Source organism: Enterobacter sp. Res13-Sevr-PEC09-46 (assembly GCF_015672585.1).
GTDB classification, from domain to species: Bacteria; Pseudomonadota; Gammaproteobacteria; order Enterobacterales; family Enterobacteriaceae; genus Enterobacter; species Enterobacter hormaechei_C.
Window position 1 is genome coordinate 196,383 of the sequence record NZ_JADABR010000015.1, and the last position, 24,550, is coordinate 220,932.

Sequence of the window (24,550 nt, forward strand, 5' to 3'; positions counted from 1 at the left end):
CGACTAGCGGCTAACCGGGCAATGCAGACGCGTCAACGCGCCCTGCCGCCCCATAGGAGAAATAAGTGTGACCGTGATGCTGACACATCCGGACTGTGTTGTCTGCCCCCGACTGACCTGCCAGCCCGGCGGGAGCGTTAATGTTGAGATCTGCGACTGATTCCACGCATGATGCCATAGCTGACGATACTGGCTAAGCGCCGCATACCGGGCTGCCAGCGCGCGATGATAGCCGGATAACGCCGTCACAACCACAACCAGCAACATCATTGCCAGCAAAACCTCAACCATGCTAAATCCTTTTTGTCTGCTCAGGGTAACTGACATAGCGTACTTTCCTTAAGGGGGCAGAAATCACTCCAGCCGTGGGCGGAAAAGCGTATCTGCCCTTCCGCGATGTCCCCGCCTCGCCATAGCAACAGATCGTCATTGCCTGCAATAAGCAACACACGCGCCCCAAACAGCCTTACACAGACCCGCAAACGTTGTGTCTGTTTGCACTGAACCTCTGGCTGTAAAGCCCATTTCTGAACGCGCCCCCACTCCAGTGCAGATTGCACGGCAGCCTGCTGGCGAACAGACAAACTCTCGCCACTCACCAGCGTACTAAAGGTTTGCAGCTGCTGATTTAATCCGGTGAGGATCAGCGTGCCGAGCACCAGCAACAGCAGGACCAGCGCCAGCGATGACATGCCCCGCTGACGATTCACAGATTAAACCCCGTTACGGTATGGCGAGCCGAAAAGGGTGCGGTCAGTTCACCTTTACGGCGGGCACGCAGCTCGATACTGATGACCGGCGCAAAGCCAGGTCGATCGGTTTTAGTGACCATAAATTGCTCTATCAGGACCCGATCCGGGTCGGTGAGCTTATCCCATCCCTTACCGTCACAGGATGTGGCGCCCCGCAGCGTTTCAAGCGATCCGGACTCAAGCCGGAATCCCGTACTGTCGTTTTCTGACGCGGTGCTATCCCACTGGCCGTTGCTGTTCGCATCCCATAGCACAATCGCACATCGTCCTTGCCTGCCGATGATCATCCCCTGCCCCTGGCAATGCCCTGCACAATATCCTGCCCTCTGAAACTGTTTACCGATCGCGAACAGACGTTGCCAGACCTCATCCTCCAGCTCCTGCTGTCCGGATTGCAGTAAAACACCCCGCTGTAGCCCCGGTAAAAAACGTGACGTGCTGAGTAACAGAATGCTGCTTATCGTCATCGCAATAAGCACTTCCAGCAGGGAAAACCCTTTTCGATTTACTGGCATGCACCTTCTCCTGCGGCATTACACAGCCTGATACGTCCGCCATTTGAGACAATAACCCACCACCTACCAGCGCGGCTCTGCACGCGGATATGTCCGGCCCATGCGGTATCCCTTAAACCGTAAAATCCCAGCGCAGGGGTTATGTCGCTTATCGTGACCTCGGGCCACATCGGCTTCATCACGAACGGTCCGCCGCGGTCACAACCGGTCACCGCTGAACTGGCCAGACACTCCTTTTCACCGTCGTTATGCAGCGCGATCCTGTGCTCGCTGTTGTGATGGTTGGCGTCATTGCGCAAAAACACCAGGTAATCCCGCACCTGGCAGGCGGTTTGCCAAAGCCGCTGCCGCTGCTGCCAGCTGTCCCAGCCATAGAGCCCTGTGGCGCTGAGGATCACTGTCAGCGAAACGGCGATAAGGGTTTCGATAAGCGTAAAGCCTTGTTCGTTTTTCATGGCGGGAGTGTGGCGGAATAGCAAAAACGGTGCGAGCGTCAAACCAGAACTTTACGAGCCGCTTTCCGGAGATTTTCACCCGTTGCAACGCGTTGCATCATCTCTGGAAACAGGCTCGAAAAACAAAACGGGCGTGAAAAAAAACCGGCGCTAAAGAGCACCGGTTGTGTCAGGATTTGCCGTATCAGATGGCGACAGGAGCTTTAATGCCGGGATGCGGGTCGTAACCCTCAATCTCGAAATCATCAAAACGGTAATCGAAGATCGATTCCGGTTTACGTTTGATCACCAGCTTCGGCAATGCACGCGGTTCGCGCGTCAGCTGGAGATGCGTCTGTTCCATATGATTGCTGTAGAGGTGGGTATCACCGCCCGTCCAGACAAAATCGCCCACTTCAAGATCGCACTGCTGCGCCATCATGTGCACCAACAGCGCGTAGCTGGCGATGTTAAACGGCAAGCCGAGGAACACGTCGCAGGAGCGTTGATAGAGCTGGCAGGAGAGCTTGCCGTCCGCCACATAGAACTGGAAAAACGCGTGGCAAGGCGCCAGCGCCATTTTATCCAGTTCCCCCACGTTCCAGGCAGAGACAATGATACGGCGCGAGTCCGGGTCATTTTTCAGCTGGTTCATGACGGTCGTGATCTGGTCAATATGGCGGCCGTCCGGGGTAGGCCAGGCGCGCCATTGCTTGCCGTAGACCGGCCCCAGGTCGCCGTTCTCATCTGCCCACTCGTCCCAGATGGAGACATTGTTTTCATGCAGATAAGCAACGTTGGTATCGCCTTGCAGGAACCAGAGCAGTTCATGAATGATCGAGCGCAGATGGCAGCGCTTCGTTGTCACCAGAGGAAAGCCTTCTTGCAGATTGAAGCGCATCTGGTGGCCAAAAATGGAGAGCGTACCGGTGCAGGTGCGGTCGTTTTTCGGCGTGCCCTCGTCGAGCACTTTTTTCATCAATTCAAGATACTGTTTCATGATTCCTCAGGAAAGTTGTTGCTGTGGACGACGACGATACGCCCAAATCATCATAATGGCACCCGCGACAATCATCGGGATGGAGAGGATCTGCCCCATGCTGATGTACTGTACCCATTCACCGGTAAACTGCGCATCCGGCTGGCGGAAGAACTCGACGATGATACGAAACGCGCCGTAGCCAATCAGGAACAGACCGGAGACAGCCCCCATTGGGCGCGGTTTGCGGATATACAGATTCAGGATGATGAACAGCACCACGCCTTCCAGCGCCAGCTCATAGAGCTGTGACATATGGCGCGGCAGAACGCCGTAGGTATCGAAAATGGACTGCCACTCAGGATGCGAAGGCAGCAGCGCGATGTCCTCCGCGCGGGAACCCGGGAACAGCATGGTAAACGGCACGCTCGGATCGACACGCCCCCACAGTTCACCGTTGATGAAGTTGCCAAGACGCCCTGCGCCCAGCCCAAACGGGATTAACGGCGCAATAAAATCAGCCACCTGGAAGAAGTTCCGTTTGGTGCGTCTGGCGAAGATCACCATGACCAGGATCACACCAATCAGCCCGCCGTGGAAGGACATGCCGCCGTCCCAGACGCGGAACAGATAAAGCGGGTCGTTCAGGAATACCGGGAAATTATAGAACAGGACATAACCGATGCGACCGCCCAGGAACACGCCGAGGAAGCCGGCATAAAGCAGGTTTTCCACTTCGTTCTTCGTCCAGCCGCTGCCTGGACGACTGGCGCGACGGCCAGCAAGCCACATGGCAAAGACGAAGCCCACCAGGTACATCAGACCGTACCAGTGCAGCGCTACAGGTCCTATTGAGAAAATAACCGGATCGAATTCCGGAAAATGCAGATAACCACTGTTCATCTGTCACCACAAGATGTTGTTATTCCGCTGAAAGTGGACAGCGGGTGAATTGCATTCCCGCCGTTGGCAGGTGCTCCAAAGTTGCGAATCATAGCATAAGGCAGGCGTGGAGGATGCGCCTGAGATGTAAAAGATGTGTATAGGGTTTCATGCGCGCTGTTCCCCCTCACCCCATCCCTCTCCCTCAAGGGAGAGGGGGTCGTCGGAGCCGTCATTATTTTGTGGGGATCAGCGGCCGCCCCGGATCAAACCGCCCATGCCGCGTCGCTCCATAAACGCAGCCACCTGATGGCGCACTTCGGCTGCCAGCTGTGCTTCCAGGCTACGCGCGGCCAGTTCGCGCGCCTCATCTTGTTCGATGTGACGTAACAGGTATTTCACACGCGCAACGGAACGTCCGTTCATTGACAGGTGACGGAAACCGAGACCAATCAGGATCGCCACGCACATCGGATCGCCGGCCATTTCACCGCACAGGCGCAGGTCGATATTATGCTGCTCGGCTTCGCGGGCGATCATCGCCAGGGCACGAAGCATCGCCGGATGCAGGCTGTCGTAGATGCTGGCAACGCGCGTATTGTTGCGATCGACCGCCAGAATGTATTGCGTTAAGTCGTTGGTGCCAACGGAGATAAAATCAACGCGGGTCGCCAGCTGCGGCAACATAAAGACCATCGAAGGCACTTCAAGCATCACGCCAATACGGGGTTTAGGGATCGCATAGCCGATCATCTCTTCCACTTCGCGCCCTGCACGTTCTATCAACCGCCGCGCTTCGTCGATCTCGTCAATACTGGTGACCATCGGCAGCAAAATGCTGAGATTCCCCGTGGCCGCGTTGGCACGCAGCATCGCACGAACCTGGATAAGGAAGATTTCCGGCTGATCGAGGGTTATGCGGATCCCACGCCAGCCGAGGCAGGGATTCTCTTCACTGATGGGCATATAGGGCAGTTGCTTATCCGCGCCGACGTCCAGGGTGCGCAACGTGACGGGTTTGTCGTTAAACATCTGCAACATGCCCTGATACTGCGCCACCTGCTCCTCTTCTGACGGGAAGCCGCTTTGCAGCATAAACGGTATTTCGGTGCGGTAGAGGCCGATGCCATCGATGCGGCTGCCGAGCTTCTCTTCATGCTCAGGGCTTAAGCCAGCATTGAGCATCACCTTCACCCGCTCACCGCTCTTGAGCTGCGCGGGCAGGTTGACGTCATCTTCCGCCAGCTTGCTTAATTCATTCTCTTCGCTGATAAGACGCTGGTACTCCTGAAGGAGAACCGGCTCAGGATCCACCAGCAACTCACCGCGGTATCCGTCCACCACCAGCGTACGGCGGTGCAGTACGGAGGGCTGAATATCCGCCCCCATCACGGTCGGAATACCGAGCGCGCGCACCATAATGGCGGCATGGGAGTTAGCTGCGCCATCGCGCACCACCACGCCCGCCAGCCTGTCCTGCGGTAATTCCGCCAGCGTCGTCGCCGAGAGTTCATCAGCCACCAGCACAAACCGGCTCGGCCAGGCATTCGCCCCCTGAATAGTATCATCAAGGTGGAACAGCAGACGTTGCCCAAGCGCGCGTAAATCGCCGGCGCGCTCTTTCAGATAACCGTCAGTCAGCACCGCAAACTGCTCGGCAAATTTTTCAATGACCTTTTTAACCGCCCACTCTGCCACCGAACCTTTATCGACCTCGGCAAATAACTCACGACGCAAACGCGCATCGGAAAGCAGGTGTGAGTAGAGGTCGAAAATGGCCGCCGTCTCTTTTTGCGCGCCAGCGGCAAAGCGTTTGCTGTAGCGACGAAACTCATTTGCCGCCTCTTCCAGCGCAGCGGTAAGCCGTTCGCGCTCAAGCGCTTCATCCAGCGTCGAGGCTTCATAGACCTGCTCCATCAGGGGGAGCGTGGCATCCATCCAGCCTTCGGCAATCGCGACGCCCGGCGAGGCCGGAAGCGCGCGGATGCGGGTATGACGATACTGCCCAAAAAGGGCTGCCAGCTGAGACTGGGAGAGGATCGCAGCCATCTGCGTTGCCAGCGTGACGAGGAAAGACTCCTCGCTTTCGTCGTACTGCCGCAACTCTCGTTGCTGGACAACAAGCACGCCAAGCAGTTGACGGCGCTGAATAATCGGCACGCCAAGGAAAGCGCGGAACCGCTCCTCTTTGACGGAAGGGATATATTTGAAGCTGGGATGTTTTTGCGCATCGGCAAGGTTGATTGGCTCCGCCAGTCGCCCGACCAGGCCAACAATACCTTCATCAAACGCGAGCGTGACGGTGCGTCCCCGTGGTTTTTTTAAACCGCGGGTTGCCATCAGGTAGTAGCAACGTCGGTCATGGTCGGCCAGGTAGACCGAACAGACCTCGGTTTCCATCGCAAGACAGATGTCCGTCACCAGAATATTCAGCGCCTCGTTGAGGCGAGGCGCACTGGCAACCTTTTCAACTATTTCTCGCAAGCGGGTGAGCATGATTTGCGTAGCTTAACCTCTTTTACGTCGCCAGGCAGGTGCGCTCTGTGGCTTCGGAGGCGTCTCCTGAAGCTGCATCACGACACTTGCGAACTCTTTCATCACCCTACGATATACATCGCGCTTAAATGACACGACCTGACGAACCGGATACCAGTAGCTTACCCAGCGCCAGCCATCAAACTCTGGCGTGCTGCTGGTTTGCATATTGATATCTGAATCGTTGCCCACCAACTGCAAAAGAAACCACTTCTGTTTCTGGCCGATACAAACCGGCTTTGTGTCCCAACGCACCAAACGTTTCGGTAACTTGTAACGCAACCAGTTGCGGGTCGAAGCCAGGATGCGAACATCTTTTCGGCTTAAACCAACCTCTTCAAACAGCTCCCGGTACATCGCTTGTTCTGGGGACTCTCCGGGATTGATCCCGCCTTGCGGGAACTGCCAGGAGTGCTGACCATATCGCCGGGCCCACATCACCTGGCCCTGACGATTACAAATTACTATTCCTACGTTTGGGCGGTAGCCATCGTCATCAATCACCGGACTACCCCAAACTAAATCTGATATATGAATGATTGTTTCACACTACAGGGAGGCGGTAAACCACTCTCTTACAGGCCTGCAACCTAATAACATTTGAATAACTCACAATTTAGTGCGGAGTTATAAACAGATGCGGGCGACAGAGACCATTTTTATTCACCTTTTCTGTGGATATAGTTGTGAAGAAGTGCGGAATTACCGATGAACAACCTTGTAGCCCGACGAGCCGCCAATTTACCCCGCTTATAATAAATCATTTAAATTCATATGATTATATTGAAATTAAGGGTATCCAGGGCGATAAACGTGACGATCATCACATCAAAGATCCTCCTGCTGATGAAAGATCGAACAGCGTCGGTTTTATCCACAGTTTGTGCCAATAAGTTAGGCACAATTTGTGTGAAAATTCGATTTTCATCGCACGTCAAGGCTGTAAATTGAAACAGTAGTGGCAGTTATTCCCAGTTATCCCATTTTTCTGTGGATAACATGGTGTAAGATCCTGTTTATTGTCAGTGACCAGAATTGCACAACCTGTTTTTTAGCCGCCGCGGGACGGATTATATTCTAAAAAAGATGATATAAATCATCCACATGGAATAGGTGCACAGAAAAAGGTAAACTCTGTCCACAAGGGATAAAATATCAGCTCATTTTTTAATCAAAAGGTCGTTAGCATGCATTCTCTCGCCCCACTGCTCTCTTCTCCCGTCAGTGAAGCCCAGTTGCTCCAGCAGGCACAACGCCTGGCAGGCTATTCACTGGGCGAGCTGGCCGTGATGGCGGGGTTGACGATACCTAACGATCTAAAGCGTGATAAGGGCTGGATCGGCGTGTTGCTGGAACGCTGGCTGGGCGCAAGCGCGGGCAGTAAACCCGAGCAAGATTTTGCGGCGCTGGGGGTGGAACTGAAGACGATCCCCATCGATAGCCAGGGACGGCCGCTGGAAACCACCTTTGTCTGCGTTGCGCCGCTCACGGGTAACAGCGGAGTGACATGGGAAACCAGCCACGTCAGGCATAAGCTGAAGCGGGTGTTGTGGGTACCCGTTGAGGGCGACAGGCAGATCCCGCTGGCTGAGCGTCGCGTTGGCGCCCCGCTGCTCTGGAGCCCGAATGAAGAAGAGGAGAGACAGCTTTCCCAGGACTGGGAAGAGCTGATGGACATGATTGTGCTGGGACAGGTTGAGCGTATCACCGCCCGGCATGGCGAAGTGCTGCAACTTCGTCCCAAAGCCGCCAACAGCAAAGCGCTCACTGAAGCGGTAGGCGCACAGGGCGAACCGATCCTGACGCTGCCGCGCGGTTTCTATCTTAAAAAGAATTTCACCGGGGCGCTGCTGGCACGCCACTTCCTGTTGAAAACATAGTTTTTTACCAATTTTGCGCTCCGGCTAACATAATCTCCTCCTTTTTAAGATTTCCCCCCTTTCACCTGTCGTAATATCAGGTTATTACTACACTATGATTTGATACGAGCCAGGTGAGGATGAGAACGATGAAAAAATGGGCAGTAATTATCTCAGCAGTCGGTTTAGCGTTTGCGGTATCGGGTTGCAGCAGCGACTATGTCATGTCAACGAAAGATGGTCGTATGATCCTGACCGATGGCAAACCCGAAGTCGACGACGATACCGGTCTGGTGAGTTACCGCGATCGCGAAGGCAATCAAATGCAGATTAATCGCGACGAAGTCTCCCAGATCATCGAGCGTTAAACAGATAAAGGTCAGTAGCTTGCTGGCCTTTTTGATTTTTTCCTTCCCCTTTTGCCTTCCCTCTGCCATGTTTATATTCCTTTGTCGGGAGGTTCCTGACGCAGTCTGTATGTCAAAAAAAGGAAACCGGCTATGCATTATCACCGTATCCCCCACAGCGCTCTGGAGATCAGCCAACTGGGGTTGGGCACCATGACATTTGGTGAACAAAACAGCGAAGCCGATGCCCATGCACAACTCGATTACGCCGTCAGCCAGGGCATTAACCTGATTGACGTGGCGGAGATGTACCCCGTTCCTCCCCGCCCGGAAACACAAGGTCTTACTGAAACGTATGTCGGCAACTGGCTGGCGAAACGCGGCAATCGCGAAAAGCTGGTCATCGCCTCCAAAGTCAGCGGCCCTTCCCGTAATAACGATGCCGGGATCCGCCCTAACCAGATCCTCGATCGCAAGAATATCCGTGCCGCGCTGGATGCCAGCCTCAAGCGCCTGCAAACCGACTATCTCGATCTTTATCAGGTGCACTGGCCGCAGCGTCCGACGAACTGCTTCGGTAAGCTTGGCTACACCTGGAACGAAAGTGCTCCGGCAGTTACCCTGCTGGAAACGCTGGAAGCGCTCACGGAGTGCCAGCGGGCGGGTAAGATCCGCTACATTGGCGTTTCCAACGAGACGGCGTTTGGCGTGATGCGCTATCTGCATTTGGCCGATAAACACGATCTGCCGCGCATAGTGACCATTCAGAACCCGTACAGCCTGCTGAACCGCAGTTATGAAGTGGGTCTGGCGGAGGTGACGCAGTACGAAGAGGTGGAGCTGCTCGCCTACTCTTGCCTGGGCTTCGGCACCCTGACGGGCAAATACCTGAACGGCGCGAAACCGGCTGGCGCGCGTAACACGCTTTTCAGCCGCTTCACCCGCTACAGCGGCGAGCAGACGCAAAAAGCCGTTGCGGCCTATGTGGATATCGCGAAACGTCACGGACTCGATCCGGCGCAGATGGCGCTGGCCTTCGTGCGTCGCCAGCCGTTTGTGGCGAGTACCCTGCTCGGCGCCACGACGATGGATCAGTTGAAAACCAATATTGAGAGTTTCCATCTGAACCTGAGTGAAGAGGTATTAGCGGAGATTGAAGCGGTGCATCAGGTATACACCTACCCGGCACCGTAATAAAAGCAAAAAGGCAACGCACGTTGCCGTTTTTAGGGTTTTCACCCTCTCCCTGTGGGAGAGGGCCGGGGTGAGGGCATCAGGCCGCACAATTCAACGACGACGCTGCCAGACCCACAGACCGCTAATCGCCAGCGCGAACAGCGCGCCGAATCCTACCCCGATTGCCACGACCGGCGCACCTGCTTTTACCGCCAGCGAGTAAATCCCCAGCATCAGTAACATCGCCATGTTTTCACCAAGGTTTTGCACCGCAATGGCGTTACCCGCCCCAACGGTCTGCTTGCCGCGCTCCTGCAACAGCGCGTTTAGCGGCACCACAAAGAAACCGCCTAACATGCCGATCAGCAACAGCAGGGCATAGGCAGGCAATAGGGCATGTTGCAGGGAGAAGAACAGAACGCCGACGCCGATCAGGATCCCCGCAGGCATGCAGCGCCCGACGGTTTCCAGCGTCACCAGTTTTGCCGCAGCCCCGGCCCCGACAACAATCCCGACGGCGACCATGGCATTCAGGTAAGTCGGCGTGGCGTTGTCAGTAATGCCCAGCGCCACCGGCACCCACAGCACCAGCAGGAAACGCAGCGTAACGCCGGCCCCCCAGAACATGCTGGTGCCCATCAGCGAGAAGCGTGTTTCACCGTTACGCCACAGTACGCGGCAGGCGTTGAAGAAGCTGCCGGTCATTGGCCCGAAGCGCCAGGATTGCCCCGGACGCGCCACGGCCAGTTTGGGGATAAACAGGTTGGCGATCACCGCGCCACCGTACATCAGGGCGCAGATGCCAAGCGCGGCGAGCACATGCCAGTCTGCCAGTACGCCGCCCGCCACTGAGCCCAGCAAAATAGCCGCAATGGTGGAGGACTCCATCAGGCCGTTGGCCTTCACCAGCTTATCACCGGTGGTGAGTTCACCCAGAATGCCGTACTTCGCCGGAGAGTAGGCTGCCGCGCCAATGCCCACCAGCGTGTAGCCGACGAACGGATTGATACCAAAGCAGATACTTGCCGCGCCCAGAAGCTTAAGGCTGTTGGCAAACATCATGACCCGACCTTTCGGGAAGCTGTCCGCCACCTGGCCGACAAACGGCGCAAATACGATGTAAGCACCCACAAACACCATCTGAAGGATCGGCTGGCTCCAGTCGGGATAAAACTCAGCTTTCAGCAACGCCAGCGTGGCAAACAGCAACGCGTTATCGCCGAACGCGGAAAGAAACTGGGCGGCGATAACCGCCATCATGCCTTTCGACCAGATTGAAGTGTTAGTGTGCACTGACTCACGCATTTTGCTGTTCCGCCTCTTCAACCATGCCCTTCAGGGTCACGAAATCGGGTTTACCGCTGCCCAGCACCGGTAACTGTTTGAGGTAACGAATATCGCGGGGAACCGCCAGCTCGGGGATACCGTGTTCGCGTGCATACCTGAGCAGCGCGTCACGCTTCAGTTCACCGTCTGTCGTGAAGAGCACCAGCGCCTCGCCTTTACTGGCATCACTTTTCACCACGGTCGCATGCATTTTCTCCGCCGAGACGGCGGTCGCCAGCGTTTCGACCATTTCAAGAGAGACCATCTCCCCGGCGATTTTGGCGAAGCGTTTTGCACGTCCCTGGATCTGCACGAAGCCCTGATCGTCGAAGCGCACGATATCGCCCGTGTCGTACCAGCCCGTTTCAACCTCGCCATTGACGTTCTCGGCCGTCGGCGCCTCAAGCACGCCCGGGTTTTCCACACGCAGATAGCCGTTCATGACGTTCGGCCCTTTCAGCTGAAGACGTCCGCCATCTTCAATACCCGGCACCGCCAGCAGACGTGCGTCCAGCCCCGGCAGAATGCGGCCAACCGTTCCCGGTTTAGCCGCCATCGGAACGTTGATGGAGACCACCGGCGCGCACTCCGTCACGCCATAGCCTTCCAGAATGCGCAGGCCAAACTTGTCCTGCCAGATCTGGCGCGTGCTGTCCTGGAGTTTTTCCGCGCCCGCCACCACATAGCGTACGCGGAAGAAATCATACGGGTTGGCGAAGCGCGCGTAGTTACCGAGGAAGGTGGACGTCCCGAACAGCACCGTGCAGTTACGGTCATAAACCAGTTCCGGCACAATGCGGTAGTGCAGCGGGCTTGGGTAGAGGAACACCTCGGCACCGGTCAGCAGCGGTGTAAAGAGACCCACGGTCAGACCAAATGAGTGGAACAGCGGCAGCGCTGACATAAAGCGATCGTTGGCGGTAAAGTCAGCAATGGTTTTAATCTGTTCGACGTTCGCCAGAATGCTTTTGTGGCTGTGAACCACACCTTTCGGGTTACCTTCAGAGCCAGAGGTAAAGAGGATAATGGCATCATCTTCCGGCTGCTGCTTAACCTGCGCCTGACGCGGCATCAGCAGGTGCGCGAAAATCCACAGCTTGTCAGCGGTCGTGACGTCTGCTTTCAGATCTTCCAGGAACACCCAGCGCACCTGCGTCAGCTGTTCCGGCAGGTGCCACAGCTTGCCTTTATCCAGGAACTGGCGGGAGGTAAAGATTGTGTTGATTTGTGCTGCGGTAATCGCGCTGGAGAGCCCTTTCACGCCCGCCGTGTAGTTCATCATCGCCGGAATGCGGCCCCGGGACACGGCACCAAAGATTACCGCCGCGCTGATACCCGCGTTTGGCAGCATCAGGCCGATCTTTTCGCCCTGTTTACTGTACTTTTCCAGGATACGCCCGACAAACAGCGTTTTGGTCAACAGCTTACGGTAGGTATCCGGCGTAAAATTGATGTCTTCGACGCAGTTTTTCTTCGCACCGTAGCGATACTGCGCCGACAGCAACGATTCATACAGCGTTTCGCGCGGGCGAACGGCCATGCGCGCTTCCATCATAATCTGGTGCAGCATTTCCCCGGCGATTTTACGGCGGTCGCGCGCGCGCGGCGCCTCGGGCATCGGCAGTGACGTCGGCGGTAATATATGCAGGGTAATTTTCGGGAACAGACGCTGCTTCACCAGCCCTTTCAGACGGCTGAAAAAGGTTAGCTCAGCCCCGTCGATGCGTAGCGGCACGACGGTGGCCTGAGACTTCGCCGCGACAAAACCGGCCCCGTCGTAAATTTTCATCAGGGAGCCCGTCACTGAAATACGCCCTTCCGGGAAGATAACCACCGGGCGCCCCTGCCCTATCAGACGCACCAGATGTTTAATCATCATCGGTTTGGTTGGGTCGAGCGGGACAAAATCAATCAGCGGTTTGAGCCAGCGCATGTACCATTTTTCACTGATGGAGCTGTAAACCGCGAAGACGGGCCGCACGGGCAAAAACAGCGCCAGCAATACGCCATCAAGAAAAGAGACGTGATTCGGTGTGATAAGCACACGCTCGCCATAGAGTGCCTGCGTATCGCCAGTCACGCGGATGCGAAACAGGACACGAAACAGTGTGCGGAAGAACCCAAAAAGCATTTCAACTCCCTTTGCCAGCCAGTGTGAAAGGTATAAATGGTGGCAGATTACACGAGAAGTAGTGAGGGAGCGATAGCAAAAACAGAGGCGAAAAAAAACCTGCGCATCCGCGCAGGTTGGTGCAAGAGAAGAGTACGAAAACGTACCAGGAATTCTCACCAATCAATACCTCTGGGATCTTGATTGTGGCCTCCGGCGACAGGCTTCGCCAGCGGGAAAACGCAAGGGAATGAGCCGAAGTGCAACCAGGTGTGAATATTCTCTTTTGCTGTTACAGGTTGAACTTACAGGCAAAAAAAAACCTGCGTAAAACGCAGGTTGGTGTAAATCGTGTTAATCAACCGAAGTTGATTCCACCTATCAATACCTCTGGGATCTCGACTCTAGCAATTCACTACGCATCGTTGCTAACGGACAATCGCAACAGCCTGAGGCAAAGTGTAACTAAAGGTTCAGATTGACATTATTCAGACATGACTGGCCGTGTAACGATTACACCGCGAGGGATGTTCTGCTTCACGTTTGCAGAGGACGCTTACCCGCTCCCCTTGAATGCGCGCCGCTTTTCCGCAACACTAGTTAGTGTGTAAACGCTTACCCCTATAAGAAGGTATTGAATGGCGACAATTAAGGATGTGGCTCGTCTGGCCGGTGTTTCCGTCGCGACCGTCTCCCGCGTGATCAACAACTCCCCTAAAGCGAGTGATGCATCGCGCCAGGCCGTGCAGGACGCCATGGAAAACCTGAATTATCACCCTAACGCCAACGCGCGCGCCCTTGCCCAGCAGTCGACAGAAACCATCGGGCTGGTGGTCGGGGATGTATCCGATCCGTTTTTCGGTGCAATGGTCAAAGCCGTAGAACAAGTTTCTTATCACACCGGAAATTTCCTGCTGATTGGTAATGGCTACCACAATGAACAGAAAGAGCGCCAGGCCATTGAGCAGCTGATCCGTCATCGCTGTGCGGCGCTGGTGGTCCATGCAAAAATGATCCCCGACGCCGAGCTGATCCATCTGATGAAACAGATGCCGGGGATGGTGATTATCAACCGCATTATTCCCGGTTTTGAAACCCGCTGCGTGGCGCTCGACGACCGTTACGGCGCATGGCTCGCAACCCGTCATCTGATCCAGCAGGGCCATACCCGAATTGGTTATCTGTGCTCCAACCACCCAATTTCCGATGCGGAAGATCGCCTTCAGGGCTATTACGACGCGCTGCGCGAAGCCGGTCTGCCGTGCAACGATCGTCTTGTGGCGTACGGAGAACCGGATGAGAGTGGCGGCGAGCAGGCGATGACGGAGCTGCTGGGCCGCGGGCGGAATTTCACCGCCGTGGCCAGCTATAACGACTCCATGGCCGCCGGCGCAATGGGCGTGCTGAATGATAACGGGATTGACGTCCCGGCAGAAATTTCGCTGATTGGCTTTGATGATGTGCTGGTGTCGCGCTACGTGCGTCCTCGCCTGACCACCGTGCGCTACCCGATTGTGACCATGGCAACGCAGGCGGCAGAACTGGCGTTAGCGCTGGCCGAGCATCGCCCGCCACCGGAAATTACCCACCTGTTCAGCCCAACCTTAGTGCGCCGTCACTCGGTGGTATCGCCCGCGGAAGCCGTGAGCGAACAGCGATAGAGATGGACGGTTTTATCCGGGTATTCCAGCGCATCGCCGATGTAGTGCCAGCCGTAACGTTCGTAGAAGTCGCGGCAGGCAGACCAGAGATGAAGCTCGTGATACCCGGCGCGTCGCGCGTAGCCGATAACATGCTGCTGAAGTTTTCCCGCCAGCCCGTTTCCCCGGGCGGCTTCATCGACATACAGCGCAGCCAGCCAGGGGTGGAGATCCTGCCGGGAAATTAAATCGCAACGCCACAACCCAACGGTGCCCAGCAGCTGGTCATCCTCAACGGCAATAAAGGTGAGCGGTAACTCGCCCGGCGTCAGGCTGTGCTCAACAATGCTCTGGAAAAAGGCACGCGGCATACCTTCACCAAACGCGTTCCAGATCCAGTCGATCACCCGCTGTGTAAACTGCGGCGCAGCGTGAAGCGGCAGTATATTCACACCAGTTTCCCCTGGAAAAGGGGGACCGATTCAAAGAGATAGCCGTCAAAATCGGGCGCGTCTTCGTCTGACAGCTCAAGCAGGCTCTTTTTGACGTTTTCAAGATGCTGGAACATCGCCTGCCACGCCCCCATCACGTCGCGGCGGCGGAGCGCAGCGAGAATGGTTTGCCTGTCGCCGAGCCATTTCAGCCGCCATGCGCGGCTGGCGATGTGGCCGTTGAATTGCTGCCACAGTGGGCTGCTGTCCATGTGATGCCAGACGCTTTCAACGGTCGCCAGCAGCATCTGGTTTTGTGTGGCCCCCGCCAGTACCAGGTGGAACATTTTGTTGTTGTCCTGGCTGCGATCGTCGGCGGCAATAGCCCGTTGCTCCTGCTCGATGATGCGGCGCAGGTTGTCGATATCCGCCCGCGTCGCCATTTTTGCGGCAAAGGCGGCAATGTTGCTTTCAAGCAGCTGACGCGCCTGGAGAATTTCAAACGGACCCACGTCACTGTTCAGAAAACGTTCTTCCTCGTTTTCATGCTCCTCCGGAATGCGCATCACGTACACGCCAGACCCCTGGCGAATATCCACCGTCCCCTGTAGCTCAAGCATCAGCAGCGCCTCGCGCACGATAGTGCGGCTCACGCCATACGTCTCGGCGATGTTGCGCTCCGGCGGCAGACGCGATCCCACGGGATAATGCCCCTGGATAATCTGCGCCCGTAAATCCTCGCCAATCTCCTGGTACTGTTTTTTTTCCGGCAGGATGACAGCCTTATCCACGTTTTCACCTGTGTTTTTCAGTTAATGCGCGGGCCGGACGTCCTCCCGGCCAGTTTGTGCGCTATTTTACCAGAAGGCTTACTTCCATTCATCGTCAACCCTGAGCGTCATCACACGCTCATCGCGCAGCTGGCGAAACCAGGATGCCGATTTCTTTGCCCGCCGTGCGCGATGGTTTTCAAGGTCGATCTCAATAAGCCCGTAGCGGTTTTTAAACGCGTTCATCGGGGAGACGTTGTCGGTGAAGGCCCACAGCATATAGCCGTGGCAGTTAGCCCCCGCCTCCCGCGCCAGCAGCGTGTAATAAAGATGTTCGCTGATAAACGCGATGCGGTATGCGTCATCGATAATGCCGTCGCGATTGCGAAACTCCGCTTCGTTCTCCACGCCCATCCCGCTTTCCGCCACAAACCAGTCAATGTTGCGATACTCGTTTTTAATCCGCATCGCCATATCGTAAATAATGCGCGGGAAGATCTCCCAGCCGCGGGAGGTGTTCATCCTCCGCCCCGGCAGCTCGAACGGCTCGTAGTAGTACGCCGGGTGGAACGGCGTCTCCAGGTGCCAGGCGCGGGACGGGGCTTTGACGCGATGCGGGTAATAGAGGTTAATGCCCAGCTCGTCGACGGTGTTGTCGGCAATCAGCGCCAGCTCGTCAGCCGTGTATTCCCACTGCACCTGATGCTGCGCCAGCAGGGTAAAAAGCGCCTGCGGATAGCGCCCGTGCACCAGCGGGTCGAGAAAGACGCGGTTATAGAACAGATCGTACATCTCTGCCGCCCGCACGTCATGCGGCGCGCGCGAGCGCGGATAGGTCACTTCCGGGTTAAGAATACAGCCCACCGAGCCGTCATACCCTTTCTCGCGAAACAGCTTCACCACTTTCGCCGTCGCCAGCACCTTATGGTGGTTCCACTGCATCCAGGTGCTGGTGTTCTGCTCATAGGGCCAGCGCAGCGCGTCGAGGTAGACGCGCGTCTGGACCACAATCGGCTCGTTGAAGGTAAACCAGCGGGTGACTTTGCCGTGAAAGCGCTCAAACACCTTTTCCGCATAGCGAACGAACAGCTCGACGACGTGCTTCGACGCCCAGCCGCCGTAGGTCTCCAGCAGCACGCCCGGCAATTCGTAGTGTTCCAGGCAGATCATCGGCTCAATGCCCTGACGGTGCATTTCATCGAACAGCGCGTCGTAATAGGCGGCGTACTCTTCATCTACGGTGGCGTTTTCATAGTCGGTCAAAAAGCGCGACCAGTTGATCGAGGTGCGATAGTGCGTCAGTCCCGCCTGCTTCATCAGCGCCACGTCTTCGCGAAAGCGATTGATAAAGTCGGTTGCCACCGCCGGGCCGTAGCCGTTGTGCCAGACGTGACGATCGTTCTTGTACCAGAGATCGATCCACGAATCCTGCCCCGGCTTTTTGCCGCTCCAGCCCTCGGTCTGCCAGGCCGATGCCGCCGCGCCCAGCATAAAATCTGGCGGTATGGTTATCTGTTTTATGCTCATCCTGTCCTCATGCGTTATCGGTGGCTTGTTGCAGTGCGGCCTGATCTGCGCGGCGTGAGGCAATTTTCACAAACGGCAGATAGATGATCACCGCAGTCACGATGCAGATAAACTGGGTGATCACCGCCCCCATGGAGCCCGCGGTTGACAGCCAGGCGTTGATCAGCGGCGGCGTGGTCCAGGGCACCATCACCACGGCTTTCCCGGCAAATCCGGTCACGGTGGCAAAGTAGCCAATCGAGCCCGTCACCAGCGGCGTGATGATGAACGGGATAGCCAGGATCGGGTTGAGCATGACTGGCATCCCGAAGATCACCGGCTCGTTGATGTTAAACAGGCCAGGACCGATGGAGAGCTTGGCGATCTCCTTCATCTCTTTGCGTTTGGTGGCAATCATCACCGCGATCAGCAGACCGATAGTGAGCCCTGAGCCGCCAATGCTCATATACACATCCCAGAACGGCATGGTGATGATGTTTGGCACCTCTTTGCCCTGCTCGAACGCGCTCATGTTGACAGTGATTGCCCCCAGCAGCAGCGGCTCGCGGATCGGCTTGATCATCTGGTTGCCGTGAATACCAATCACCCAGAACAGCTGGGCGACAAACATCAGCAGCAGGATCCCCGGCAGGCTTTGCACCACGCGCTCCAGCGGCTGTTGCACCACCTGGTAAACCGCGTCGTAGAGATACATTCCGGTAACCCGATGAAACACGAAGCCAAAGGTGGCGATGGCGGTGGTGGTGATAATGGCCGGGATCAGCGCAGAGAACGACGCGGCGACATTCGGCGGCACCGTGTCCGGCATCCTGATTTTCAGCCCCTTGCGGTTTTCCAGCCAGCAGTAAATCTCCACTGACAGGATGGCGATAAACATGCCGAGGAACAGGCTGCGGGTATCCGAGAACTGGCGCAGCAGCACGTCTTTCACCACGTGCATCTCGCCGTCCACCAGCATTTCCACCGTGGTCGGCGTCACGCAGATAAAGCAGATCACCGCCAGCAGGCCGGGGAACAGGGACTTAATGCCGTTAATACGCCCCAGCTCAATGCCGATTAAAAACACCGCGCCGATGTTGAGAAAGTTGAGCGTGGCATAGTTCAGCGCACTGGTGATCGGCTTTAACGCCGCCAGAAACGACAGCGACTGAAAGCTCGCCAGGCCGTTTTTCGGATCCAGCACCATATTGGAGATCAGTACCGAGAACGCCCCCACAATGATGACCGGCATTAAGGTAATAAACGCAGACTTAATCGCCTGGATATAGCGATAGCTGTTGAAGGTGGTGGCAAAACTGCCCAGAGCGTCGATCAGTTTTTCCTGAAATGCCATAGGGTAATACCTCAGTAAAAGGGCTTTTATTGAATAAGATGGACAGCCGGATACTATTGGTATGCCAAAAATAGCGTCCACAGGCGCTTTGTTCTGTGATTAAGCTCTCAATGAGGTAAGAGGTATTCCGGATTGCGATTTATCACCATTTTGGCATGCCAGTGACAGGCATTTATCCCGCGGGCGAGGATCGTTACCGAAAAGCGTGATCGTTATGGGGTTTTGCCCTTCCCACGTCGCTTATGCGCCGGATGGTCTGTGTTAAACTGCAAACCATTACGTGGAAACAGGAATTTCGAATGGCAACAATGCTGGATGTCTCACTGCGTGCGGGCGTGTCGAAGGCCACCGTTTCGCGCGTGCTGAACGGCACAGGTCAGGTTAAAGAGAGCACGCGTCAGCAGGTATTTCGCGCGATGGAGGAGCTGGGCTATCGTCCGAACTTTCTCGCGCGTTCGCTGGCTAACCAGACCAGCAACAGCATTGGTCTGGTCGTCTCGACGTTCGACGGTTTTTACTTTGGTCGTTTGCTACAGCAGGCGTCACGGCAGACCGAAAAGCACGGAAAACAGCTGATTGTTACCGACGGTCACGACGCCCCTGAACAGGAAGAACAGGCGGTGCAGATGCTCGCCGACCGCAAGTGCGACGCCATCGTGCTGTACACGCGTTACATGAGCGAAAAGACGATCCTGAAGCTGATCAACAGCGTGCAGACGCCGCTGGTGATCATTAACCGTGAAGTGAGCCAGGCGGCGGATCGCTGCGTCTTCTTTGAACAGCAGGACGCAGCCTTCAAAGCGGTGGATTACCTGATAAGCCAGGGCCACCGGGAGATCGCCTGTATCACCGTCCCGATCCACACGCCAACGGGTAAAGCGCGACTGATGGGCTACCGTAAGGCGCTGGAGAAGCACGGTATTCGTCTCGACGAGCGGCGGATTAAATACGGCGATGCAGGCATGACGCGGGGTTACGAGCTGTGCAAGGAGCTGATAGCGGAAAAGACATCGTTCAGCGCCCTGTTTGCCTGTAACGATGATATGGCCCTCGGCGCCTCCAAAGCATTACACCAGGCCGGGCTGAAGCTCCCGCAGGATATTTCGCTGTTTGGTTTTGACGATGCCCCCAGCGCAAAGTGGCTGGAGCCTGCCCTGTCGTCGGTGTATCTGCCGATCGACAACATGATCGTCACGGCGATCGACCAGGCGATCCGGCTGGCAAAAAACCAGCCGGTTGAAGCGATCCCGCCGTTCACCGGCACCCTGGTGTTACGCGATTCGGTGACAACAGGGCCCTGGTTTAATCAGACCAGCTCTAACGCCAGCAGCTCCTGAATGGTCTGGCGACGGCGAATCAGCCGCGCCACGCCGTTATCAAACAGCACTTCCGGCAGCAGCGGGCGGCTATTGTAGTTGGAAGACATAGACGCCCCGTACGCGCCGGTATCATGCAGCACCAGATAATCTCCCGGTTTTACCTCTGGCAGCGAACGGGTTTCGACTTTCCCGCCTTCCTGCTGAGTAAAGACGTCACCGGATTCACACAGCGGGCCAGCAACAACGGTCTCGATGCGTGGGGCGTTGACCAGATCGCGGCCATCGGCGGCAAGCGCGGTGATGTGATGATAGCTGCTGTACATGGACGGGCGCATCAGATCGTTGAAGCCAGCATCAATCAGCACAAAGTGACGGCTTCCCATCTCCTTCACGCTCCGCACCTGCGCCACCAGCACGCCAGCTTCGGCAACCAGGAAACGACCCGGCTCAATCTCCAGCTTCACTGCATGGCCCAGATGGGCGGCGATGCTGTCACGCGCGGCGCTCCACAGGCCGTAATAGTGATCCGTGTCGATCGCCTCTTCCCCTTCGCGGTAAGGAATCGAAAGCCCTCCCCCGGCGGAGATCGCCTCCAGATCCTGACCAAAATCGATAACCTGACGCACCATGGCGCCACAGACCTGCTCAAGATGGCCGTAATCCACGCCGGACCCGATATGCATGTGAATGCCCACCAGCTTGAGGTTGTAGCGTTGTAAAACCTCCAGCGCCGCAGGCATATCGGCATACCAGATCCCGTGCTTGCTGTTTTCGCCCCCGGTATTGGTTTTCTGACTGTGACCGTGACCAAAGCCCGGGTTGATGCGCAGCCAGACGCGATGGCCAGGAGAGACCTGCCCAAGCTGTTCCAGCATATCCACCGAACCGGCATTGACCGGGATTTGCAGCTCGTGCACGCGCGCCAGCGTGGCGTCGTCTATCAGGTCAGCGGTGAAGACGATCGCGTCGCTGTCAGCTTTCGGATCAAACCCGGCCGCCAGCGCACGTTCGATTTCACCCAGCGATACGGAGTCAACCTTCACGCCCTGCTCGCGCATCAGGCGCAGAATATGAATATTCGAGCAGGCCTTCTGCGCAAAACGCACCACGTCAAACTGATGCAGCGCGGCGATCTTCTCGCGGACAATCTGCGCATCGTAGACCCACACCGGGCAGCCGAATTCGGCAGGCAGGCGCAGCAGGTTATCGGCGTTTAAATCGGTCTCAGTCTGGTTGAGTGGGCGTGGCATGGTCGTCTCCGTAAATCTGTTTTTTATCATTACGCCATAGCCTGAAGAGAATAAAAAATATCGTTTTATCGTGAGTCTATGCAAAAATGATATGGACAACGCTCAGCCATCAGGTGCCCTATGCCCGCCGTTAACCTACGCCATATCGAGATTTTTCATGCGGTAATGACCACCGGCAATCTCACTGAAGCCGCGCACATGCTGCACACCTCGCAGCCGACGGTCAGCCGCGAGCTGGCGCGTTTTGAGAAAGTGCTGGGGCTGAAGCTGTTTGAACGCACCCGCGGCAGGCTGCATCCAACGGTGCAGGGTTTACGTCTGTTTGAGGAGGTTCAGCGCTCCTGGTACGGGCTGGACAGGATCGTAAGCGCGGCAGAGAGCCTGAGGGAGTTCCGCCAGGGTGAGCTGTCCATCGTCTGCCTGCCGGTCTTTTCCCAGTCATTCCTGCCGGTACTGTTACAGCCTTTTCTGGCCCGCTATCCGGAGGTCAGCCTGACCATCGTGCCGCAGGAGTCGCCGCTGCTGGAGGAGTGGCTTTCGGCCCAGCGCCACGATCTGGGTCTGACCGAAACCCTCGTCACGCCAGCGGGAACGGAACGCACGGAGCTGCTGTCGCTGGATGAGGTCTGCGTGCTACCTGCCAGCCACCCGCTTGCCCACAAAGCGGAGCTGACGCCGGCGGATTTTCACGGTGAGAACTATATCAGCCTGTCGCAGACCGACAGCTACCGGCAGCTTCTGGATGGCCTGTTTGCCGAACATCAGGTGAAGCGGCGGATGGTGATGGAAACGCACAGTGCGGCGTCTATTTGCGCGATGGTGCGCGCGGGCGTGGGTATTTCGGTGGTGAACCCGCTCACGGCCATGGACTACGCCAGCAGCGGCGTGGTTCTGCGCCGTTTTAGCGTTTCCGTTCCCTTTACCGTGAGCCTGATCCGCCCGCTGCACCGGCCCGCCTCAGCGCTGGTTGATGCGTTTAGTGAACACCTGATTGCGCACGCGCGTCAGGTGGCGCTTCGCTTACCTGACCTGCAAAAACCACTATGACAGCATAAACTCCACCGCATCGGCGGCATGGATGGCGGCGGTATCGAAGACCGGTATCGGGCTTTGGTCTGCCGGCACCAGCAGACCGATTTCGGTACAGCCGAAGATGACCCCTTCCGCCCCCTGCTGCGCCAGTTTCTCAATCACGCTGACGTACCAGGCGCGCGACGTTTCGCTGAAGGTGCCCAGACACAGCTCGTCAAAAATAATCTGGTTAATGCGCCCCCGGTCAGCCTCTTCCGGGATCAGGCTTTCAATCCCGAACTGGCCGCTCAGCCGCCCGCGGTAAAAATCCTGCTCCATGGTGTAGCGCGTCCCCAGCAGCGCCACGCGCGTCATGCCGGCGGCACGTATGGCACGCCCGGTGGCATCCGCGATATGTAAGAACGGCAGCGAACAGCGCTCTTCAATGTGCGACGCCACCTTATGCATGGTGTTGGTACACAGCAGAATACCCTGCGCGCCCGCACGCTCCAGCCCAAGCGCGGCGTCCGCCAGCATCTGCCCGGCTTTGTCCCACTCCCCGCTCGACTGGCAGGCTTCTATTTCATGGAAATCCACGCTGTGCAGCAGCAGGCTGGCCGAATGCAGACCGCCCAGACGCTGTTTGACGCCTTCATTAATCAGGCGGTAGTACGGGATCGTTGATTCCCAGCTCATGCCCCCTAACAGACCGATCGTTTTCATCTTTCCTCCTGTGCGTTTCACCCAGTGAAGCAAACTTGTGATCGCCTTTCCAGTTATTTGGCTAAACGTTTCCTTTTCGCCGCGGGTGAGATAAATTAATTGAAACAATGTTTCATTACATAACAGGGCGAAAATATGTTTATTTTCCATAAAGAGACCACGCTTGAGGATCTGGGCAACGGCGTGACGCGTCGTATTCTGGCGCACGACGGCAGGATGATGGCGGTGGAAGTGAATTTCGAGCAAGGCGCGATTGGCCCGATGCATAACCATCCGCATGAGCAGCTCACCTACGTTCTCTCGGGGGAATTTGAGTTCACCATTGGCGAGGAGAAGCATGTGGTGATGGCGGGCGACACCCTCTATAAAGCGCCGCACGTGATGCACGGCTGCGTTTGCCTGAAACCCGGCACCCTGCTGGATACCTTTACGCCGGTTCGCGAAGATTTCCTGAAATAAAAAAAGGCGCTCAGTTGAGCGCCTTTTTTGATGTTATTCCGTAACCGGCTCAGGAAGTTGTTCCGGCAGCGGGTTGCGGGTGCTCATTGCCTCGCGCAGCAGCACGCTGCCACAGGCGAACAGACCACCCAGAATACACGCCAGCAGCACGATCAGGGCTTTGCCCGGGCCATCTTTTTTCACCGGCATAGAAGGTGAAAGCTGGTATTTGAACGGCTCCAGGCTCACATCTTCGAAGGAAAGTTTTTGCAGCTGTGCCAGATAGTATTCGCGGTTCTGGAAATCGGCGTTCAGCTCAGAAACATCCTTCAGATTTTTTTCAATCTGCAATTTCTGCGCAATCCCGTCCGCACCGAGGGCGACGGAATAATCCGGATCGTCTTTCACCGCCTGTCCATTGCTGTAGACCGGCTTTTTGATCCCCGCCGCGTTCGCCACTTCCAGCGAGTAGTTCAGGCGTTGCAGGTTGGTATTGTGGATATTGGTCAGACGGACCCGATCCAGCTCCAGCTGCTGCTGAACCGTTTTGGTTCTCAGGATCAGCTGATCGCGAATGCTTTGCATGGTTTCCTGCTCGACGATGCGGGAGATGTACTGAATGTAACCCTTCAACACTTTCTGCGCGTCCTCTGCCGTTGGGGCAGTGAAGCTTAAGGTCCAGGAGAGGTACGGTGCTTTATCAGCGTTTTTTTCCTGCGTGTTATCAACAGCCTTCATCTTTTCGGCAATATTGACCACCGCGCGGTGCAGCTCCAGCGGGTCAACCTGAGCGCCATCGAGCTGAGCCATCACGTAAGGTGAGCTCTTCATGTACTCTTCAAGCAGAGACTGGGACTGAAACTTTTTGATAAACAGATTAAACACATCCGCACGGGTAATTTTCACATCGACATCAAGCACCTGGAGCGCCACCATCATCTGGCGTAGCGAACTCCACTGCGTCTGTTCCGCGGGCGTAATGACCGCTTTACTGGTCCATTTTTGCGGTATCAGAAAGGCGATTGCCAGGCCGACCAGTGCAAATGCAAAGACAATGGTGATGATGCGTTTTTTTGCTGCCAGCAGGACGTCCAGCAGACCCAGAAGATCTATTTCTTTAGCGCTGACCGCCGGGGGAGCATAGTGAGGAAAGTTGAGATCCGTATGTTTTTTGAAATCCATCGCTGACATAA

General features: G+C 56.3%; 24 protein-coding genes. 7 read left to right on the forward strand and 17 right to left on the reverse strand.

The genetic code is table 11. From position 1 onward, the window contains the following. Positions 1-3: 3 nt before the first annotated feature. The 8 genes from IMQ56_RS08925 to rppH form a co-directional block, all read right to left on the reverse strand. A complete protein-coding gene (locus tag IMQ56_RS08925) occupies positions 4-327 on the reverse strand; it encodes a prepilin-type N-terminal cleavage/methylation domain-containing protein (protein ID WP_003862776.1) in 324 nt (107 codons plus the stop codon). Then, positions 312-710 carry a DUF2509 family protein gene (locus IMQ56_RS08930; RefSeq protein WP_045141971.1) on the reverse strand — a complete coding sequence of 133 codons (399 nt, stop codon included), beginning with the start codon at positions 708-710 and terminating at the stop codon, positions 312-314. The genes IMQ56_RS08925 and IMQ56_RS08930 overlap by 16 nt, the downstream gene beginning before the upstream one ends. Then, positions 707-1,267 carry a prepilin peptidase-dependent protein gene (locus IMQ56_RS08935; RefSeq protein WP_196063862.1) on the reverse strand — a complete coding sequence of 187 codons (561 nt, stop codon included), beginning with the start codon at positions 1,265-1,267 and terminating at the stop codon, positions 707-709. The genes IMQ56_RS08930 and IMQ56_RS08935 overlap by 4 nt, the downstream gene beginning before the upstream one ends. Next, a complete protein-coding gene (locus IMQ56_RS08940) occupies positions 1,258-1,722 on the reverse strand; it encodes a prepilin peptidase-dependent protein (protein WP_196063863.1) in 465 nt (154 codons plus the stop codon). Before IMQ56_RS08940 ends, IMQ56_RS08935 begins: the two co-directional genes overlap by 10 nt. A 184-nt stretch (positions 1,723-1,906) precedes the next feature. After that, on the reverse strand, positions 1,907-2,701 hold the full coding sequence (gene thyA, locus IMQ56_RS08945; protein WP_196063864.1) for a thymidylate synthase: 795 nt from the start codon (positions 2,699-2,701) through the stop codon (positions 1,907-1,909). A 6-nt stretch (positions 2,702-2,707) separates the two neighbouring features. Next, entirely contained in the window at positions 2,708-3,583 is an 876-nt protein-coding gene (gene lgt, locus IMQ56_RS08950; protein WP_003862787.1) for a prolipoprotein diacylglyceryl transferase, read from the reverse strand. 228 nt (positions 3,584-3,811) lie between these two features. Continuing rightward, positions 3,812-6,058 (reverse strand): phosphoenolpyruvate--protein phosphotransferase, encoded by a 2,247-nt coding sequence (gene ptsP / locus IMQ56_RS08955; protein WP_015571752.1) that lies wholly within the window; start codon positions 6,056-6,058, stop codon positions 3,812-3,814. A gap of 12 nt (positions 6,059-6,070) precedes the next feature. Next, positions 6,071-6,601, reverse strand: coding sequence for an RNA pyrophosphohydrolase (gene rppH / locus IMQ56_RS08960; protein WP_003862791.1), 531 nt, complete (start codon positions 6,599-6,601; stop codon positions 6,071-6,073). Between the two features lie 683 nt (positions 6,602-7,284). Between rppH and mutH the strand changes: the two genes are divergently transcribed. The 3 genes from mutH (at position 7,285) to IMQ56_RS08975 (ending at position 9,497) form a co-directional block, all read left to right on the forward strand. After that, positions 7,285-7,977 (forward strand): DNA mismatch repair endonuclease MutH, encoded by a 693-nt coding sequence (gene mutH, locus IMQ56_RS08965; RefSeq protein ID WP_196063865.1) that lies wholly within the window; start codon positions 7,285-7,287, stop codon positions 7,975-7,977. Positions 7,978-8,105: 128 nt separating this feature from the next. Beyond that, the gene (locus tag IMQ56_RS08970; RefSeq protein WP_003862794.1) at positions 8,106-8,324 is read left to right on the forward strand and encodes a YgdI/YgdR family lipoprotein; all 219 of its coding nucleotides are present in this window, start codon (positions 8,106-8,108) and stop codon (positions 8,322-8,324) included. Positions 8,325-8,456: 132 nt separating this feature from the next. Beyond that, positions 8,457-9,497 (forward strand): NADP(H)-dependent aldo-keto reductase, encoded by a 1,041-nt coding sequence (locus IMQ56_RS08975; RefSeq protein WP_015571754.1) that lies wholly within the window; start codon positions 8,457-8,459, stop codon positions 9,495-9,497. Positions 9,498-9,590: 93 nt separating this feature from the next. On the opposite strand, the gene lplT is transcribed toward IMQ56_RS08975, so the two are convergent. After that, the gene (gene lplT, locus IMQ56_RS08980; protein WP_023304351.1) at positions 9,591-10,784 is read right to left on the reverse strand and encodes a lysophospholipid transporter LplT; all 1,194 of its coding nucleotides are present in this window, start codon (positions 10,782-10,784) and stop codon (positions 9,591-9,593) included. Next, entirely contained in the window at positions 10,777-12,936 is a 2,160-nt protein-coding gene (gene aas, locus IMQ56_RS08985; RefSeq protein WP_196063866.1) for a bifunctional acyl-ACP--phospholipid O-acyltransferase/long-chain-fatty-acid--ACP ligase, read from the reverse strand. The genes lplT and aas overlap by 8 nt, the downstream gene beginning before the upstream one ends. Before the next feature lie 617 nt (positions 12,937-13,553). Here aas and galR point away from each other — a divergent pair. Beyond that, the gene (gene galR, locus IMQ56_RS08990; RefSeq protein ID WP_003862806.1) at positions 13,554-14,576 is read left to right on the forward strand and encodes an HTH-type transcriptional regulator GalR; all 1,023 of its coding nucleotides are present in this window, start codon (positions 13,554-13,556) and stop codon (positions 14,574-14,576) included. Here the strand turns inward: galR and IMQ56_RS08995 are convergent. The 4 genes from IMQ56_RS08995 to IMQ56_RS09010 form a co-directional block, all read right to left on the reverse strand. Continuing rightward, positions 14,531-15,007: a GNAT family N-acetyltransferase gene (locus IMQ56_RS08995; RefSeq protein ID WP_017382852.1), complete on the reverse strand. Its 477-nt coding sequence runs from the start codon at positions 15,005-15,007 to the stop codon at positions 14,531-14,533. The genes galR and IMQ56_RS08995 overlap by 46 nt on opposite strands. Then, the gene (locus IMQ56_RS09000; RefSeq protein WP_003862809.1) at positions 15,004-15,777 is read right to left on the reverse strand and encodes an FCD domain-containing protein; all 774 of its coding nucleotides are present in this window, start codon (positions 15,775-15,777) and stop codon (positions 15,004-15,006) included. The genes IMQ56_RS08995 and IMQ56_RS09000 overlap by 4 nt, the downstream gene beginning before the upstream one ends. Positions 15,778-15,855: 78 nt before the next feature. Then, the gene (locus IMQ56_RS09005; protein WP_023304354.1) at positions 15,856-17,283 is read right to left on the reverse strand and encodes a glycoside hydrolase family 1 protein; all 1,428 of its coding nucleotides are present in this window, start codon (positions 17,281-17,283) and stop codon (positions 15,856-15,858) included. A gap of 7 nt (positions 17,284-17,290) precedes the next feature. Next, positions 17,291-18,616 carry a PTS transporter subunit EIIC gene (locus tag IMQ56_RS09010; RefSeq protein WP_032102923.1) on the reverse strand — a complete coding sequence of 442 codons (1,326 nt, stop codon included), beginning with the start codon at positions 18,614-18,616 and terminating at the stop codon, positions 17,291-17,293. Positions 18,617-18,915: 299 nt separating this feature from the next. Here IMQ56_RS09010 and IMQ56_RS09015 point away from each other — a divergent pair, with 299 nt between their 5' ends. Next, on the forward strand, positions 18,916-19,953 hold the full coding sequence (locus IMQ56_RS09015) for a LacI family DNA-binding transcriptional regulator (protein ID WP_196063867.1): 1,038 nt from the start codon (positions 18,916-18,918) through the stop codon (positions 19,951-19,953). Here the strand turns inward: IMQ56_RS09015 and lysA are convergent. After that, positions 19,923-21,185: a diaminopimelate decarboxylase gene (gene lysA / locus IMQ56_RS09020; RefSeq protein ID WP_196063868.1), complete on the reverse strand. Its 1,263-nt coding sequence runs from the start codon at positions 21,183-21,185 to the stop codon at positions 19,923-19,925. The two genes, IMQ56_RS09015 and lysA, sit on opposite strands and share 31 nt — an antisense overlap. A gap of 120 nt (positions 21,186-21,305) precedes the next feature. Here lysA and IMQ56_RS09025 point away from each other — a divergent pair, with 120 nt between their 5' ends. Continuing rightward, a complete protein-coding gene (locus IMQ56_RS09025; RefSeq protein WP_017692726.1) occupies positions 21,306-22,232 on the forward strand; it encodes a LysR family transcriptional regulator in 927 nt (308 codons plus the stop codon). Here IMQ56_RS09025 and IMQ56_RS09030 read toward each other — a convergent pair. After that, positions 22,227-22,919, reverse strand: a complete 693-nt coding sequence (locus IMQ56_RS09030; protein ID WP_196063869.1) for an aspartate/glutamate racemase — start codon at positions 22,917-22,919, stop codon at positions 22,227-22,229. The genes IMQ56_RS09025 and IMQ56_RS09030 overlap by 6 nt on opposite strands. A gap of 135 nt (positions 22,920-23,054) precedes the next feature. Between IMQ56_RS09030 and IMQ56_RS09035 the strand changes: the two genes are divergently transcribed. Beyond that, on the forward strand, positions 23,055-23,378 hold the full coding sequence (locus IMQ56_RS09035) for a cupin domain-containing protein (RefSeq protein WP_015571763.1): 324 nt from the start codon (positions 23,055-23,057) through the stop codon (positions 23,376-23,378). A gap of 33 nt (positions 23,379-23,411) precedes the next feature. Here IMQ56_RS09035 and wzz(fepE) read toward each other — a convergent pair whose 3' ends face one another. Further along, a complete protein-coding gene (wzz(fepE), locus tag IMQ56_RS09040) occupies positions 23,412-24,548 on the reverse strand; it encodes an LPS O-antigen length regulator Wzz(fepE) (protein WP_049134900.1) in 1,137 nt (378 codons plus the stop codon). Positions 24,549-24,550 lie beyond the last annotated feature (2 nt).